13 protein-coding genes, 1 rRNA gene and 1 pseudogene are annotated in these 15403 nt (G+C 75.6%); 3 read left to right on the forward strand and 12 right to left on the reverse strand.

Going from position 1 to position 15403, the window contains the following annotated elements; all coding sequences use genetic code 11:
- Window positions 1-215: 215 nt before the first annotated feature.
- The 5 genes from ACZ4M8_RS17210 to ACZ4M8_RS17230 form a co-directional block, all read right to left on the reverse strand.
- The gene (locus ACZ4M8_RS17210) at window positions 216-1049 is read right to left on the reverse strand and encodes a hypothetical protein (protein WP_467607979.1); all 834 of its coding nucleotides are present in this window, start codon (window positions 1047-1049) and stop codon (window positions 216-218) included.
- Between the two features lie 118 nt (window positions 1050-1167).
- A complete protein-coding gene (gene recN / locus ACZ4M8_RS17215; RefSeq protein ID WP_467608062.1) occupies window positions 1168-2895 on the reverse strand; it encodes a DNA repair protein RecN in 1728 nt (575 codons plus the stop codon).
- Between the two features lie 141 nt (window positions 2896-3036).
- A complete protein-coding gene (locus tag ACZ4M8_RS17220) occupies window positions 3037-3915 on the reverse strand; it encodes an NAD kinase (RefSeq protein ID WP_467608065.1) in 879 nt (292 codons plus the stop codon).
- Between the two features lie 59 nt (window positions 3916-3974).
- A complete protein-coding gene (locus tag ACZ4M8_RS17225; RefSeq protein ID WP_467607982.1) occupies window positions 3975-4790 on the reverse strand; it encodes a TlyA family RNA methyltransferase in 816 nt (271 codons plus the stop codon).
- A 6-nt stretch (window positions 4791-4796) separates the two neighbouring features.
- Window positions 4797-5222, reverse strand: coding sequence for a hypothetical protein (locus ACZ4M8_RS17230; protein ID WP_467607985.1), 426 nt, complete (start codon window positions 5220-5222; stop codon window positions 4797-4799).
- A 95-nt stretch (window positions 5223-5317) separates the two neighbouring features.
- Here ACZ4M8_RS17230 and ACZ4M8_RS17235 point away from each other — a divergent pair, with 95 nt between their 5' ends.
- Window positions 5318-5665 carry a sterol-binding protein gene (locus tag ACZ4M8_RS17235; protein WP_399092976.1) on the forward strand — a complete coding sequence of 116 codons (348 nt, stop codon included), beginning with the start codon at window positions 5318-5320 and terminating at the stop codon, window positions 5663-5665.
- On the opposite strand, the gene ACZ4M8_RS17240 is transcribed toward ACZ4M8_RS17235, so the two are convergent.
- Genes ACZ4M8_RS17240 through ACZ4M8_RS17250 form a run of 3 tightly spaced genes read right to left on the reverse strand, consistent with a single transcriptional unit; the run spans window position 5649 to window position 8575 of the window.
- On the reverse strand, window positions 5649-6464 hold the full coding sequence (locus ACZ4M8_RS17240; protein ID WP_467607987.1) for an ABC transporter ATP-binding protein: 816 nt from the start codon (window positions 6462-6464) through the stop codon (window positions 5649-5651). The genes ACZ4M8_RS17235 and ACZ4M8_RS17240 overlap by 17 nt on opposite strands.
- A gap of 42 nt (window positions 6465-6506) precedes the next feature.
- A complete protein-coding gene (locus ACZ4M8_RS17245) occupies window positions 6507-7574 on the reverse strand; it encodes a FecCD family ABC transporter permease (protein ID WP_467607990.1) in 1068 nt (355 codons plus the stop codon).
- Entirely contained in the window at window positions 7571-8575 is a 1005-nt protein-coding gene (locus tag ACZ4M8_RS17250; RefSeq protein WP_467608067.1) for a FecCD family ABC transporter permease, read from the reverse strand. The genes ACZ4M8_RS17245 and ACZ4M8_RS17250 overlap by 4 nt, the downstream gene beginning before the upstream one ends.
- 113 nt (window positions 8576-8688) lie before the next feature.
- On the opposite strand from ACZ4M8_RS17250, the gene ACZ4M8_RS17255 reads away from it, so the two are divergent.
- A complete protein-coding gene (locus ACZ4M8_RS17255) occupies window positions 8689-9708 on the forward strand; it encodes an ABC transporter substrate-binding protein (protein WP_467607992.1) in 1020 nt (339 codons plus the stop codon).
- 350 nt (window positions 9709-10058) lie between these two features.
- On the opposite strand, the gene ACZ4M8_RS17260 is transcribed toward ACZ4M8_RS17255, so the two are convergent.
- The gene (locus ACZ4M8_RS17260; RefSeq protein WP_467607995.1) at window positions 10059-11084 is read right to left on the reverse strand and encodes an HAD-IIA family hydrolase; all 1026 of its coding nucleotides are present in this window, start codon (window positions 11082-11084) and stop codon (window positions 10059-10061) included.
- A gap of 165 nt (window positions 11085-11249) precedes the next feature.
- Between ACZ4M8_RS17260 and ACZ4M8_RS17265 the strand changes: the two genes are divergently transcribed.
- Window positions 11250-12515 (forward strand): DUF1015 family protein, encoded by a 1266-nt coding sequence (locus tag ACZ4M8_RS17265; protein WP_467607997.1) that lies wholly within the window; start codon window positions 11250-11252, stop codon window positions 12513-12515.
- 561 nt (window positions 12516-13076) lie between these two features.
- Here the strand turns inward: ACZ4M8_RS17265 and ACZ4M8_RS17270 are convergent.
- From ACZ4M8_RS17270 to rrf, 3 genes and pseudogenes are all read right to left on the reverse strand, one after another.
- A complete protein-coding gene (locus tag ACZ4M8_RS17270; RefSeq protein WP_467608069.1) occupies window positions 13077-14006 on the reverse strand; it encodes a tetratricopeptide repeat protein in 930 nt (309 codons plus the stop codon).
- Window positions 14007-14027: 21 nt separating this feature from the next.
- Window positions 14028-14672 (reverse strand): annotated as a pseudogene (locus ACZ4M8_RS17275) (hypothetical protein); the annotation flags it as partial.
- Window positions 14673-15311: 639 nt separating this feature from the next.
- Window positions 15312-15403, reverse strand: a 5S ribosomal RNA gene (gene rrf, locus ACZ4M8_RS17280); the annotation flags it as partial.

Genomic DNA, 15403 nt, shown 5'->3' on the forward strand with positions numbered 1-15403 from the left:
TGGGTCGGCGGGCTGGGATCCGTACGGCGGAACGGTCGGGCGGGGCGCGCACCGGCGGATCGCCGGAAGGCGGACCGGGGGCGCGTGGGGAGCCTGCGGGTTCCGGGGGCGTACGCGGGGAGCGGGGCGCGGCGCCCGCCGTGGCACCGCGCACCAGGATGCCAGGCCGCGGGCGTCAATTCCGCACCGTTCGCCCGCCGTTCAGGTGGGATGTCTCACCCGCCCGGCCCCTGGACCACCCCCCTGGGGGACAGAACGCCCGTTCCCCGGCGCCCGGCCGGGGGCGGGCCGGGCGAGCGGGTCCGGCGGTCGCCCACCACCGCCGCCGCCACCAGCGCGGCGGCGTGCGCGGCGAGCCCCGTCCGGCCGTACCGGGCCACGACGGACAGGCCCAGCGCCGCCCCGAGCGCGTGCGCGCCGGTGTCGCCGAGCATCGTGCGGGCGGCCAGGTCATCGGCGAGGACGGCCGCGGCGGCACCCACCGGGGCGCCCGCCGCCCGCGCCGCGGGACCGCCGCCGAGCAGGCCCGGCGCCCCCAGGGCCAGGACGGCGCCGGCGGCGCGGCCGGGCCGGACGTCGAGGAGGTTCACCAGATGGGCGCTGCCGGCCACCACGACGCCCGCGAGCAGCGCGTCGGCCGGCCGCCGCCGCAACACCGCCCCGGCGGCGAGCCCGGCACCGCCGATACCGAACAGCTTGACCGCGCCGGTGGTCACCTCCCCGTGTGCGAGCGCCGTGAGATGGGCCCGGAAGCCGCGCCGGGAATCGTCCGCGGCGCGCAGATCGTCCACCGCGCCGCAGGCGCCCGCGGCGAGGACGGTGAGGGCCGCGGCGGCGCGGGCGCGGGGCGTCCCCGGCGCGGCGGCCACCGCACAGGCGGCACCGATCGCGGTGGCGGGCCCGGCGTACAGCGTCACCGGACGCCCGGCGTGGTTGGTGCGCCGCCACCTCGCCGCGCCCCCGGGCGGCCGGCGGCGCACCGCCGTGTACGCGGCGCGGGTGACGGCCGCCGCGCCCGCGAGGGCCGCCGCCTTGCCGCCGACGCGCACCGTCCGCGTCCCGTTCCTCCGGCCTGCCGTGCCCGGCGGGTGTGCCCCGCTCCCCCGGCCGTCCGCGCGGAACATCCGTCCCTCGCCCATCGCGCTCCCCTCGGCCGGCGGCCCGTCGTCACCGTCCCGAACGGGCCGTCTCCAGCAGTTCCTCGGCGTGGGCGCGGGCCGTGGAGGAATCTTCCTGGCCGGCCAGCATGCGGGAGAGTTCGCGGATGCGCTCCTCGCCCTCCAGGACGGTGACGCCGCTGCGGGTGACCGAGCCGTCGTGGGTCTTGGCGACCAGCAGCTGCCGGTCGGCGAAGGCCGCGACCTGCGGGAGGTGGGTGACGACGACGACCTGCGCGGACTGCGCGAGGCGGGCGAGGCGGCGGCCGACCTCCACCGCCGCCTTGCCGCCGACGCCCGCGTCCACCTCGTCGAAGAGGTACGTGGGGACGGGGTCGGAGCCGGCGAAGACGACCTCCACGGCGAGCATCACGCGGGAGAGTTCACCGCCGGAGGCGCCCTTGGAGATCGGGCGGGGCGGGGCGCCCGGATGCGGGGCGAGCAGCAGCTCGACCTCGTCGGCGCCGCTCGGCCCGTAGACGACGGACCGGCCGCCGACCTCGATGCCCTCGCTCTCCTCGGCCGCCTCGGTCTGGCGGATGTCGACGCTCACCCGGGCGTGCGGCATGGCGAGTTCGGCCAGCTCCGCGGTGACGTCGGCGGCGAAGCGGGTGGCGGCGGCCGTCCGGGCGTCGGTCAGCTCCTGGGCGAGGGCGCCCAGTTCGCCGCGGAGGGCGTCGCGTTCGGCGGTCAGCTCGGTGATCTTGTCGTCGTCGCCGTCCAGTTCGGCCAGGCGGTCCGCGCTCTCCTGGGACCAGGCCAGGACCGCGTCGATGTCCTCACCGTACTTACGGGTCAGATGGGTCAGCGCGGCGCGGCGCTCCTCGACGGCGGCGAGCCGCAGCGGATCGGCGTCCAGCCCGTCGGCGTATCCGGCGAGGTCGCCCGCGGCGTCGGCCAGCAGGATGCCGATCTCGCCGACCCGCTCGGCGAGCGCGGCGAGCCGCGGGTCGTGGGCGCGGACGGCGTCCAGCGCGCGCTGCGCCCCGGCGACGAGGGTGGCGGCGTCCACGCCCTCGGGGTCCTCCGGGTTGCCGGCCAGCGCGGCGTGCGCGGCACCGGCGGCGCCGGCCAGGGATTCGGCGTGGCCGAGGCGTTCGGCCTCCGCGGCGAGCGCGGTGTCCTCACCGGGCTGCGGTTCGACGGCGGCGATCTCCTCCAGCCCGAAGCGCAGCAGATCGGCTTCCTGGGCGCGCTCGCGGGCCCGCGTCGTCAGGGTGTCCAGCTCGGTGGCGACGGCGCGCAGCCGCCGGTGGGCGGCGGCGTAACGGGCGAGGGGGGCGGCGACGGCGTCCCCGGCGTAGCGGTCCAGGGCCTCGCGCTGGCGGGCCGGGCGCAGCAGCCCCTGCTGGTCGGTCTGGCCGTGCACGGCGACCAGCTCGTCGGCCAGCTCCGCGAGCAGACCGACCGGGGCGGACCGGCCGCCGACGTGGGCGCGGGAGCGGCCCTCGGCGGAGACGGTGCGGCTGATCAGCAGCGCCCCGTCGTCCAGCTCGGCGCCCGCCTCCTGGGCGCGGACCGCGGCGGGCGCCGTGGCGTCCATCGTCAGGCGCCCCTCGACGACCGCCGCCTTGGCGCCGATCCGCACCAGCGCGGGGTCGGCGCGCCCGCCGAGCAGCAGGCCGAGGCTGGTGACGACCATGGTCTTGCCCGCGCCCGTCTCACCCGTCACCGCCGTGAAGCCCGGGGACAGCTCGACTACGGCGTCGTCAATGACGCCCAGGGACCGGATCCGCATCTCCTCCAACACGGATACGACCTTACGAGGTCCACCGGCCCCCTCGCGACGGACTCCCGCCCCGGCCACCCGCCGGGGTGGCCGCCCGGCCCGCGCCGCGCCCGGGATCGTCCCGGTACCGCCCGTTACCGGGCGCGGGCGTCAGTGCGGGGCGCCGCGCCAGCCCGCGACCGGCAGGGCGAACTTCGCCACCAGCCGGTCGGTGAAGGAGGCGTGGTGCAGCCGGGCCAGGCGGACCGGGACGGCGCCGCGGCGGACCTCGACGCGCGCACCGGCGGGCAGTTCGACGCTGCGGCGCCCGTCGCACCAGAGCACACCGTGCGGCGTCTTGGGCTGCACCTCGACCGCCAGCACCGACGTCGGGGAGGTCACCAGCGGCTTGGCGAAGAGCGCGTGGGCGCTGATCGGCACCATCAGCAGCGCCTCCACCTCGGGCCAGACGACCGGCCCGCCCGCCGAGAAGGCGTACGCGGTGGAGCCGGTCGGGGTGGCGCAGACGACGCCGTCGCCGCCGAAGCGGGAGACGGGGCGGCCGTCGACCTCGGTGACGACCTCCAGCATCCGCTCCCGGGCCGCCTTCTCGACGGACGCCTCGTTGAGCGCCCAGTCGGTGTGCACGACGCTGCCGTTGTTCCGGACCAGGACGTCGAGGGTCATCCTCTCCTCGACCTCGTAGGAGCGGGTGACGACGCGGTCGACGACCTTGTCGAGGTCGTCGCGTTCGGCCTCGGCGAGGAAACCGACCCGGCCGAGGTTGACGCCGAGCATCGGCACCCCGGAGGTGCGGGCGAAACCGGCGCCGCGCAGCAGGGTGCCGTCGCCGCCGAGGACGACGAGCAGTTCACAGCCCTCGGCGGCGCTCTGCCGGGAGGCGACGCGCTCGACGGCGTCGGGCAGCGGCAGATCGGCCGCCTCCTCGGCGAGGACCCGGACGCCGATGCCGTGGCGCAGCAGCCCGGTCACGACGCGCTCGGCGCTGCGGATGGCCGCCGGGCGGCCGGTGTGGGCGAGCAGGAACACCGTCCGTGCCCTGTCCTCGCCCTGCTGCGGTGCGCTCTCCTGTACTGCCTGTGTGGTGGTCAACGCGGCCCCTCCGCCACTGCACGGTCGACGTCCGCCGGGTCGAGTGCGGGCGCCCCGGCGCGGAGCCACAGAAAGTACTCGACGTTGCCGGAGGGGCCGGGCAGCGGGCTGGCCGTCACCCCGAGGACGCCCAGTCCCAGCTCGGCGGCGCGGGCGGCGACGGCGCGGACCGCCTCGGCGCGCAGCTCGGGGCTGCGGACCACACCGCCGCTGCCGAGGCGCTCCTTGCCGACCTCGAACTGCGGTTTGACCATCAGCACGAGGTCGGCGCCGGGCGCGGTGCAGGCGGTCAGCGCGGGCAGGACCAGGCCCAGCGGGATGAAGGAGAGATCGCCGACGACGAGGTCGACGGGGACGCCGTCGATCTGGTCGAGGGTCAGCTCGCGGACGTTGGTGCGGTCCTTGACGGTGACCCGCTCGTCGCTCTGCAGGGACCAGGCGAGCTGGCCGTAGCCGACGTCGGCGGCGACGACGTGGGCGGCGCCGGCGCGCAGCAGCACATCGGTGAAACCGCCGGTGGAGGCCCCGGCGTCGAGGGCGCGGCGGCCTTCGATCCTGAGTCCGAGGGGGACGAACGCCGCGAAGGCGCCGGCGAGCTTGTGGCCGCCGCGCGAGACGTAGTCCGGGTCGTTCGCGTCCTCGCGGACGACCACGGCGGCGCCGGTGGCGACCTGGGTGGCGGCCTTGGTCGCGGTCGTGCCGCCGACGGTCACCCGTCCCGCGGCGATCAGCTGACCGGCGTGCTCGCGCGAGCGGGCCAGTTTGCGGCGCACCAGCTCCGCGTCGAGTCGGCGTCGTGCCACTCCTGCCACCGTGGTTCAGCTCCTGTGATCGTTCTTCGTCGTGCCGTGGGCGGCCGGGGCGGGCGGCCCGGGGTCCCGGTCGAGGGCGGCCAGTGCGTCGCGCAGCCCACGGTGGACATCCTCGTACACCGCGAGATGCGCGCCGACGGCGAGGTGGTCGGCGTCGGCCAGGCGGCGCAGCGGTCCGTCCACGGCGGGCTCACCGGTCGGGTCGGACGCGATGCCCAGTGGCCGCGGGGCGGCGGGGCCGTCGGGGGCCTCCGGCTCCCCGGGGGCGGCGGGGGCGCCGGGTGCGCCGGGCCCCTCGGGAGTGCCGGTTGTGGCAGCGGTTTCCGGCCACCCGGAGGCCCCGGTCCCGGCGGCGGTTTCCGGCCTCCCGTCGGCCTCGGTTCCGGCGGCGGCGTCGGGCTCCACGGAGGCTTCGGGCGTCGGCTCGTGCATGCCCCGACGCTACCGCGAACGGCGGGCCCGCCACGCCGGTCGGCCGGGGTGCCGCGGCGGCGGGCCGCCGGGGCGCGGGGCTATCGTCGGCGGCGATGGCAACTCTCGACCAGTGCCGCGCGGCGCTCGACCGGCTGGCCCGGAACCTCTCCGGCGCCGACGGCGAGGTGCGTGGCGCCGCCGCGCTCGACCGCTCGCTCAGCTGCCGCCTCACCGACCCCGACGTCACGTTCCTGGGGCGGCTGGCCCACGGCACCATCGAGGACGTACGGAGCGTGCCGGGGCCGCCGCCGTACAAGGCCGAGATCCGGCTGGCGATGTCGGGGGACGATCTGATCGCCCTGGTGGACGGCCGACTGGACTTCGCCCGTGCCTGGGGCCGCGGGCGGGTGCGGCTGGAGGCCGGGGTGCGGGATCTGCTGCGGCTCAGGAAGCTGCTGTAGCCGCGGCGGCGCGCCGGGCCTCCCGGGCCGCCGGGATGATCAGCGGGGTGCCGGTCTGCGGATCGTCGATCACCTGGCAGCGCAGCCCGAAGACGGACTCGACCAGGTCGGCGGTGACGATGTCCGACGGCGCGCCCTCGGCGACGATCCGGCCGTCCTTGAGCGCGATCAGGTGGGTGGCGTAGCGGGCGGCGTGGTTGAGGTCGTGGAGGACGGCGACGAGGGTGCGGCCCTGTTCCTCGTGGAGGGTGGCGCAGAGGTCGAGGACCTCGATCTGGTGCTGGATGTCGAGGTAGGTGGTGGGCTCGTCGAGGAGGAGCAGCGGTGTCTGCTGGGCGAGCGCCATCGCGATCCACACCCGCTGGCGCTGGCCGCCGGAGAGTTCGTCGACGTACCGCCCGGCGAGGTCGCCGATACCGGTCCGCGCCATCGACTCCCGCACGACCCGCTCGTCCTCGCGCGACCACTGGCGCAGGACACCCTGGTGCGGGTAGCGGCCGCGGGCGACGAGGTCGGCGACGGTGATGCCGTCGGGCGCGACGGAGGACTGCGGCAGCAGCCCGAGGGTGCGGGCCACCTGCTTCGCCGGGTACGAGGAGAGCGCCGCGCCGTCCAGCAGGACCTGGCCGCCGGTGGGCCTGAGCATCCGCGACAGGGCGCGCAGCAGGGTGGATTTGCCGCAGCCGTTGGGGCCGACGATGACGGTGAAGGAGTGGTCGGGGATCTCCACCGACAGGTCACCGGCGATGACCCGGCGGTCGTAGGCGAGGGTGAGGTGCTCGGCCGCGAGACGGCTCATTCGAGGGCTCCTGGGGTCGGTTTCGGGTCGGGCGGCGCGCGGTCAGATCCGGCCGGCGCGGCGCTCGGTGGCCAGCAGCCAGACGAGGTAGCCGCCGCCGAGGGCGCCGGTGAGGACGCCGACCGGCAGCTGGTCGGCGCCGAACAGCCGCTGTGCCGCCCAGTCGGCGCCGACCAGCAGGGCGGCGCCCATCGCGGCGGACGGCAGCAGGTTGGGGCCGGGCGCGCGGGTCAGCCGCCGGGCGAGCTGCGGCGCGGTCAGCGCGACGAAGGCGATCGGGCCGGCGGCGGCGGTCGCGGCGGCGACCAGCACGACGGCGGCGAGCAGGGTGACGGTGCGGACCCGCCCGGCGCGGACACCGAGCGCGCTCGCCGCGTCGTCGCCCATCTCCAGCATCCGCAGCGGCCGCCCGTACGCCAGGGTCAGCGGGACGAGGACGGCGCAGACGGCGGCGAGCGGCCACACCTGGGACCAGTCACGGCCGCTGAGCGAGCCGGTCATCCAGGTGGTGGCGCTGGTGGCCTCGACGATGTTCGCCTTGGTCAGCAGGTAGAGGACGAGGGCGTAGAGCATCGCGGCGGCGCCGATGCCGACGAGGACGAAGCGGTAGCCGTGGACACCGCGCTGCCAGGCCAGCAGGAAGATCAGCAGGCCGGTGACGAGGCCGCCGGTGACCGCGCCGGCGGCGACGGCGAAGGTGCCGCCGTGCAGGTACACGAGGACGAAGAGCGCGCCGGCGGAGGCGCCCTGGCCGAGGCCGAGGACGTCCGGGCTGCCCAGCGGATTGCGCGAGACCGTCTGGAAGACCGCCCCGGCGATGCCGAACGCGGCGCCGACCAGCAGCCCCACCAGGACGCGCGGCAGTCGCAGTTCGCGGACGATGAACCGCTGCCCGGCGTCCCCGCCGCCGGTCAGCGCCCGCAGCACCTCGGCGGGGGTCAGCGGGAAGTCGCCGGAGCCGATGAGCGCGACGGCAGCGGCGGCGGCGAGGGCGAGCAGCACCGCCCCGGCGGCGACGGCGCGGGCATCCAGCCGCAGCGACAGGCCGCCGGGGGTGCGCAGCGTGGTGGTGCGCCGGGCGTCCGGCGCGCGGGTCACGGGGGTGTTCACAGCTGAGCCGTCCTCCGGCGCCGTACGAGGTGGATGAAGACCGGTCCGCCGAGGAGGGCGGTGACGATGCCGACCTGGAGTTCCCCGGGCCGGGCGGCGATCCGGCCGAGGACGTCCGCGCCGAGCAGCAACGCCGGCGCGAGGACCGCCGAGTACGGCAGGATCCACCGCAGGTCGGGCCCGGTCAGCGCGCGGACGGCGTGCGGCACCATCAGTCCGACGTAGACGATCGGCCCGCAGGCGGCGGTGGCGCCGCCGCACAGCAGGGTGACCGCGCACATCGCGAGGATCCGGGTGCGGGTGAGCCGGGCGCCGAGCGCGCGGGCCTGGTCGTCGCCGAGCGCGACGGCGTTGAGCGGCCGGGCCAGCAGCAGCGCGAGGACCGCCCCGGCGGCGAGGAACGGCGCGATGCGGGTGACCGTCGGCAGGGTGGCGGTGGCCAGCGATCCCACCGTCCAGAACCGCATCCGGTCCAGGGCCGCGGAGTCCAGGAGGTTGACCGCGTTGGTGTAGCCGATGAGGACGGCGGTCAGCGCGGTACCGGCCAGCGCGAGCCGTACGGGGGTGGCGCCCCGGGTCCCGCCGAGGACGTACACAGCGGCGGAGACGAGCGCGGCGCCGAGGAAGGCGAACCAGACGTAGCCGGTGAGCGAGGTGACGCCGAGGACGCTGATCGCGGTGACGACGGCGGCCGCGGCACCGGCGTTGATGCCGAGCAGTCCCGGGTCGGCGAGGGGGTTGCGGGTCAGCGCCTGCATGACGGCGCCGCCGAGGCCGAGGGCCGCGCCGACGGCCAGCCCGAGGAGGGTACGGGGCAGCCGCACGTCGTGGACGATGACATCGGTGTCGGTGCCGGAGTAGTGGAAGAGGCCGTGCCAGACCTGGTCGAGGGGGATCTGCTTGGCGCCGACGGCGAGGCCGAGCGCGGTCAGGACGGCGAGCGCGGCGAGGGCGGCGACCAGCCCCGCGAGGCGCGTCGTACGCCGCCGCGACGGCGTCACCGCCGCCGGGGCCACGGCGGTTTCGGGGGGACTGTCTACCAACACGAAGAGTTAGGTTAGCCTACCCTCATACTCCTTGATCCCCCCGCCCCTCCCAGGAAGAAGCACCACCCATGCGCACCTCCCGCACCCTCACCCCGTCCAGACGCGGCGTCCTCGCCGCCGGCGGCGCCGTCGGTATCGGCGCGCTCCTCGCCGCCTGCGGCGGTGGCGGCGGCAAGGACTCCGGGGCGTCGGGCGGCGCCTGGTCCTTCACCGACGACCGCGGGAAGAAGGTGACGCTGGATCACACCCCGCGGCGCGTCGTCGCGTTCACCGGCACCGCCGCGGCCCTCCACGACTTCGGCGCGGACTCCCGCCTCGTCGGCGTCTTCGGCCCGACCAAGCTGCCGAACGGCAAGCCCGACCCGCAGGCCGGCGGCCTCGACGTCGGCGAGGTCACCGTCATCGGCAACGCCTACGGCCAGTTCAGCGTCGAGAAGTACGCGGGCCTGCGCCCCGACCTGCTGATCACCAACATGTACGAGCCGGGCGCCCTGTGGTTCGTCCCCGACGACCGCAAGGACAAGATCACCCAGCTCGCCCCGACCCTCGCGCTGACCTCCTCCCGCACCCCGCTCGTCAAGATCATCGAACGGTACGCGGAACTGGCCGGAGCGCTCGGCGCCGACCTCAAGGCCAAGCGCGTCACCGACGCCAAGGCCCGCTTCGAGAAGGCGAGCGCCGCACTGCGCGCCGCCGCCAAGGCCAACCCCGTCAAGGTCCTCGCCTGCTCCGGCAGCGCCGACCTCTTCTACGCGTCCAACCCCGGCATCAACGCCGACCTCATGTACTACAAGTCGCTCGGCGTGGACGTCATCGTCCCCGACCACCTCGACAAGGGCGGCTACTTCGAGTCCCTGAGCTGGGAGAACGCCGACAAGTACCGCGCGGACGTGCTGCTGCTCGACAACCGCACCGCCACCCTCCAGCCCAAGGACCTGGCGAGCAAGCCCTCCTGGGCCCAGCTCCCCGCCGTCAAGGCCGACCAGATCACCCCCTGGTCCAGCGAACCCCGCTTCTCCTACGCCGGCGCCATCCCCCTCATCGAGCACCTCACCAAGGCCATCCGGAACGCCAAGAAGGTCAGCTGAGACAGGCCCGCAGGCCGCCGGGGCCCGGTGCGGCGCGGGCACAGGGCCGTACGCCCGGCCCGGACGTACGGCGGGCGGTGCGACCGGTACGAGGGAACGGCGCGACGGTGACCGGCGGGCCCACGGCCCTACCGCCCGCCCCACCCGAAATCCGGATACGGGCACGCGCCCCGGCCGGCCCGCGTAAAGCTTCGGAGCCGGGACGAGCCCCGGGCCGGGCACCCGACGGCGGCGAAAACCGCTACGCGAACGCCCTCCCGCGCCAACCGCCGCAGGCAGCCCCGGGACCCGGGCCCGGCCCGCCACAAGCCTCACGAGGCGCCGCCCGCCCGTACCGCCCGCCCCGCCGCTCACATCCCCACGGCCCGCAGCGCCTGATCCACCTCACCCGCGTACGCGCCGTCGCCCGCCGCCGTCCACGCCGCCGCGCAGAGCGCCCGCAGACCGTCCAGCGGCGCGCCCTCGCCCGCTGCCTCCAGCCGGCCGTCCCGGGCCACCGCCCGCAGACCGCCGCACCGGAACCCGTCACCCTCCGGCACGACCGCCGGCTGCGGCACCAGCAGTCCGCGCAGGTCGGCGTCGACGTAGGCGGGCCGGTGCGGCGGCGGCGCGGCCAGCAGACCGGCGGGCGTGGTGACGCCGGTGAGGACCAGCAGCGCGTCGACCCCGCCGTTGAACGCGCCCTCGATGTCCGTGTCGAGCCGGTCCCCGACGACCAGCGGACGGCGCGCCCCGGTCCGCAGCACCGTCTCCCGGTGCATCGGCGGCTGCGGCTTCCCCGCCACCTGCGGCGCCCCGCCCGCCGCGGCCCGCACCACCTCGACCAGCGCGCCGTTGCCCGGCGCGATCCCCCGCTCCCGGGGAATCGTCAGATCCGTGTTGGACGCGAACCACGGCACCCCGCGCTGCACCGCGTACGCCGCCTCGGCCAGCCGCCCCCAGTCGACCCCCGCGTCGAACCCCTGCACCACCGCCGCCGGATCGTCGTCCGCGGACTCCACCGGCTCCAGCCCGCGCTCGCGCAGCGCCACCCGCAGCCCCTCACCGCCGACGGCCAGCACCCGCGAGCCCGCCGGCACCTGCTCGGCGATCAGCCGGGCCACCGCCTGCGCGGAGGTGACCACGTCAGACGCCTTCGTCGGCAACCCGAATCCGGCCAGTTGCCCGGCGACCGTCTCCGGGGTCCGGGCCGCGTTGTTGGTGACGTACGCCAGATGCATCCCGCCCGCCCGCGCCGCGGTCAGGGCGTCCACGGCGTGCGGCAGGGCCAGGCCCCCGGAGTAGACGACCCCGTCCAGGTCCAGCAACGCCGTGTCGTACTCCGCGCTCAGCGCCCGCCCGCACCCGTCGGGCCGCCCGCGCATCCGCTCCGTCATACCGCTTCGCTCCTCACCGCCCGCACCGCACCGCGCACCGGGCGCGGACTCTCACGTCCCGTCCGCACCACCACACGGCCCGCGTCACGGACCACCGATACATCCAGCCATTTCCAGGCTCGCCCCCGATCATCCCGTACACACCGGGCGCCGTAGCATTCCCCAATGACCGATACCGACGGCCTCCGCCTCCTCCCGTTCCGCGGACTGCGCTACGCCCCGGACCGGATCAGCAGTCTCACCGCGGTCACCTCTCCCCCGTACGACGTCGTGGTCCGGCCCGACGGCGTCCGGCTGCTGGAGACCGCCGACCCGTACAACATCGTGCGGCTGATCCTCCCCCAGGCCGCCGACCCGGCCACCCGGCACCGGCAGGCCGCCGCCACCCTCACCCGCTGGCGCGCCGAGGGCGTCCTGACCCCGGACCCGCACCCCGCGCTCTACGTCTACGAACAGCGCAGCGGCGACCTCCTCCAGCGCGGACTGATCGGCGCACTGCGGCTGGACGGTCCGGTGCTGCCGCACGAGGACGTCATCCCCGAGGTCGTCGAGGACCGCGCGGAGCTGATGCGCGCCGCGGCCGCCAACTTCGAACCGCTGCTCCTCGCCTACCGCGGCGACGGCACGGTCACCGGCGCCACCGCCGTCATCGAGACCGCCGTCCGCCGCGCCCCGCTGCTCGCCACCACCACCGAGGACGGCTTCACCCACCGCCTGTGGGCCGTCACCGACCCGGCCGAACTCGCCGCGATCGACGCGGACCTGGCCGGCCGGCAGGCCCTCATCGCCGACGGCCACCACCGCTGGGCCACCTACCAGCGCCTCCACGACCAGGCCCCCGACACCGGCCCGGACTCCCCCTGGGCCGCCGGCCTGGTCCTCCTCGTCGACACCGCCCGCCACCCGCTCCAGGTCCGCGCCATCCACCGGGTGCTGCCGCATCTGCCGCCCACCGAGGCACTGGCCCGGCTCGGCTCCGCCTTCCGCGCCCGCCCCCTGGAGGGCGACGTGTCCGCCGCCCTCGCCGCGCTGGAGAACACCCCCGGCAACGCCTTCGTCCTCACCGGCGGCACCGGCACCTTCCATCTGCTCGACCGCCCCGACCCGCGCCTGCTGAAGGAAGCGGTACGCGGCGACCGCCCGGAACGCTGGCGGACCCTCGACGCCACCGTCCTGCACTCCGTCCTCCTCGACACGGTCTGGCGCATCCCCGACCACCCCGCGGACATCTCCTACCTCCACCACACCGAGGCCGCCCTCGCCCAGGCCGCCCGCCACGGCGGCACCGCCGTCCTGATGCGCCCCGCCACCGAGGAAACCGTCCGCCACCTCGCCCGCCAAGGCGTGACCATGCCCCGCAAATCCACCTCCTTCGGCCCCAAACCCGCCACCGGCCTGGTCCTCCGCACCCTGGACGCCCCCCAGCCCTGACCGCCCGGACGGCGGCGCCCCGAGCGGTACGGTCCGGCCTGGCCGTACGGTCCGGCCTGGCCGTACGGTCCCGACGCCGGCGTCCCGAGCCGTACGGTCAGGACACCGCCGTCCCGAGCGGTACGGTCCGGTCCGAGCTGTACGGTCCGCCTCTACGGGAGCCGTTCTCCGGGAGGCGCCGGTGCCGCAGGGCGGAGCCGGCCCACGCCCGAACCGCCGGTCGAGCCGAGGGGATGCCTGTGCCGACGGGCGGGGCCAGGCCCCGCGAATCGTGACCGTCCGCCGCCCGGCGTCACTCTCATCTCCGCTGGTCTGCGCCGGGGATGCGCCGGTACGGCTGGACGGGGCCGGGGACGAGCCCGCACCACCCGGGCCGGCGTCCCGGGGCGTGTCCGTATCACTGCTCAGCCTCGGTGCACGCTCGTCCGCCGGCCGGCCCCTACCGGGGCGGCGGTCTCGGCGTCCCACCCGCGAGGCCCCGGGCCCCACCACGCACGAAGGGCGGGACCCCTACGGGATCCCGCCCTCCATCCGTCACGTCATCCGCGACACGGCACCGGCTCAGCCCTTCCGGGGCTCACCGTCCGCACGCCCCGGACCGTCCTCACCGGCGCCACCCTCGCGGGCGTCCCCAGCAGCGTCCGCACGGCCCTCGGCACGCTCCTGACCGGCCTCGATGACCTCACCGGTGTCCTCGTCGGTCACATCGACCGCCGCGTCGACAACGGCCTCGGCACCGGCCGCGTCCCGGTCCTGCGCCCGCACGTCCGCGGGCTCCGCGCCGTCCTCGTCGTCCGCCGACTCGTCCAGGGCGTCGGTGAACTCCACCCCGTCCAGCTCGGCCAGCCGGTCCGACGCGTCGGTCGTCCCGCCCTGGTCCGCCTCCAGCGCCTTGGCGAACCAGTCGCGCGCCTCGTCCTCCCGGCCGACGGCCAGCAGCGCGTCGGCGTACGCGTAGCGCAGCCGCGCCGTCCACGGATGCACGGCGTTCGACGCCAGCTCGGGGCTCTGCAGCGTCACCACCGCGGCCTCCGCCTGCCCCATGTCCCGGCGCGCACCCGCGGCCACCAGCCGCATTTCGACCTGCCCGGCCTTGTCCAGCTTCGCCACCTCGGGCTCGCCGGCCATCGCCATCGCCTTCTCCGGGCGGCCCAGACCACGCTCGCAGTCCGCCATGACGGGCCACAGTTCCACGCTGCCGGTCATCCGCCGCGACGCCCGGAACTCCGCGAGCGCCTCGCTGTACTTACCGACGGCGTACGCGGCGAAGCCCGCCGCCTCCCGCACCGCCGCGACGCGCGACGCCAACCGCAGCGCGACCCGCGAGTACCCGTACGCCCGCTCCGGGTCCTCATCCAGCAGCTTCGCCACCATGACGAGGTTCCTGGCGACGTCCTCGGCGAGCGTCTTCGGCAGACTCAGCAGCTCCTGCCGCACTTCCTTGTCGATCTCGTCACCGGTGACGTCATCGGGAATCGGCAGCCGCTTGATCGGCTCCCGCCGCTCGTCCCGACGGTCATCCCGCCGCTCCTCACGCCCACGCCCGCCCCCATAAGGACGCCGCCCCCGGTCATCATCCCGCCGGAAACCGCCACGGTCGTCCCGCCGCTCATCCCGCCGGAAGCCCCCACGGTCGCCACCCCGGTCGTCCCGCCGGTCATCGCGACGGAACCCGCCCCGCTCATCACGGCGCTCATCACGCCGGAACCCACCACGATCACCGCCACGGTCATCACGACGGAAGCCCCCACGGTCATCACGGCGCTCATCACGCCGGTCGTCCCGACGGAAGCCCCCGCGGTCGCCGCCACGCTCATCACGGCGGTCGTCCCGCCGGAAGCCCCCACGATCGCCGCCCCGGTCATCGCGGCGCTCATCACGTCGGAACCCGCCACGGTCGCCACCGCGCTCATCGCGCCGGAAGCCCCCACGGTCGTCACGGCGCTCATCGCGCCGGTCGTCCCGACGGAAGCCCCCACGATCGCCGCCCCGGTCATCGCGGCGCTCATCACGTCGGAACCCGCCACGGTCGCCACCGCGCTCATCGCGCCGGAAGCCCCCACGGTCGTCACGGCGGTCGTCCCGCCGGAAGCCCCCACGGTCACCACCGGAGGGACGGTCATCCCGCCGGAACGACGGCCGCTCATCCCGCCGGTCATCACGCCGGAACCCGCCACGATCGCCACCGCGCTCATCACGACGCTCGTCGCGACGGAACCCACCACGATCACCACTGCGCTCGTCGCGACGGAACCCACCCCGGTCATCGCGGCGCTCATCACGCCGGAAACCGCCACGGTCATCGCGGCGCTCATCACGCCGGTCGTCGCGCCGGAAACCGCCACGGTCGCCGCCACGCTCATCGCGCCGGAAGCCCCCACGGTCGTCACGGCGCTCATCGCGGCGATCGTCCCGCCGGAAGCCCCCACGGTCTCCACCGGAGGGACGGTCATCCCGCCGGAACGACGGCCGCTCATCCCGCCGGAACCCGCCACGGTCTCCACCGGAGGAACGGTCATCCCGCCGACCGTACCCGCCACCGGACGGGCGTCCGCCACGGGCGTCGTCACGTCGCGGACCCCGGTCATCACGCCGGAAACCACCGCGGTCGCCGTCATCGCGCCGCTGCGGACGGCGCTCCGAACGATCGTCGGAAGAGTTGGTGGGCATCGACGTGACTCCTGTCTTCGGTACTGCAGTCATTCTCACGCACCGACCACTTCGGCGCGCTTCGGGAAAAACAAAAAGGACCCCTGGTCCCAGCATGAACGCTGGGACCAGGGGTCCTGAAATATTGTTCGGCGGCGTCCTACTCTCCCACAGAGTCCCCTCTGCAGTACCATCGGCGCTGAAAGGCTTAGCTTCCGGGTTCGGAATGTAACCGGGCG

It is taken from the genome of Streptomyces sp. NPDC027185 (genome assembly GCF_055567035.1).

Bases quoted from the DNA above. Each gene is read 5' to 3' on its own strand.
- ACZ4M8_RS17255 (WP_467607992.1), top strand. From the start codon at position 8,689: ATGCGCACCTCCCGCACCCTCACCCCGTCCAGACGCGGCGTCCTCGCC.
- ACZ4M8_RS17240 (WP_467607987.1), bottom strand. From the start codon at position 6,464: ATGAGCCGTCTCGCGGCCGAGCACCTCACCCTCGCCTACGACCGCCGG.
- ACZ4M8_RS17235 (WP_399092976.1), top strand. From the start codon at position 5,318: ATGGCAACTCTCGACCAGTGCCGCGCGGCGCTCGACCGGCTGGCCCGG.
- ACZ4M8_RS17260 (WP_467607995.1), bottom strand. From the start codon at position 11,084: ATGACGGAGCGGATGCGCGGGCGGCCCGACGGGTGCGGGCGGGCGCTG.
- ACZ4M8_RS17265 (WP_467607997.1), top strand. From the start codon at position 11,250: ATGACCGATACCGACGGCCTCCGCCTCCTCCCGTTCCGCGGACTGCGC.
- ACZ4M8_RS17230 (WP_467607985.1), bottom strand. From the start codon at position 5,222: ATGCACGAGCCGACGCCCGAAGCCTCCGTGGAGCCCGACGCCGCCGCC.
- recN (WP_467608062.1), bottom strand. From the start codon at position 2,895: ATGCGGATCCGGTCCCTGGGCGTCATTGACGACGCCGTAGTCGAGCTG.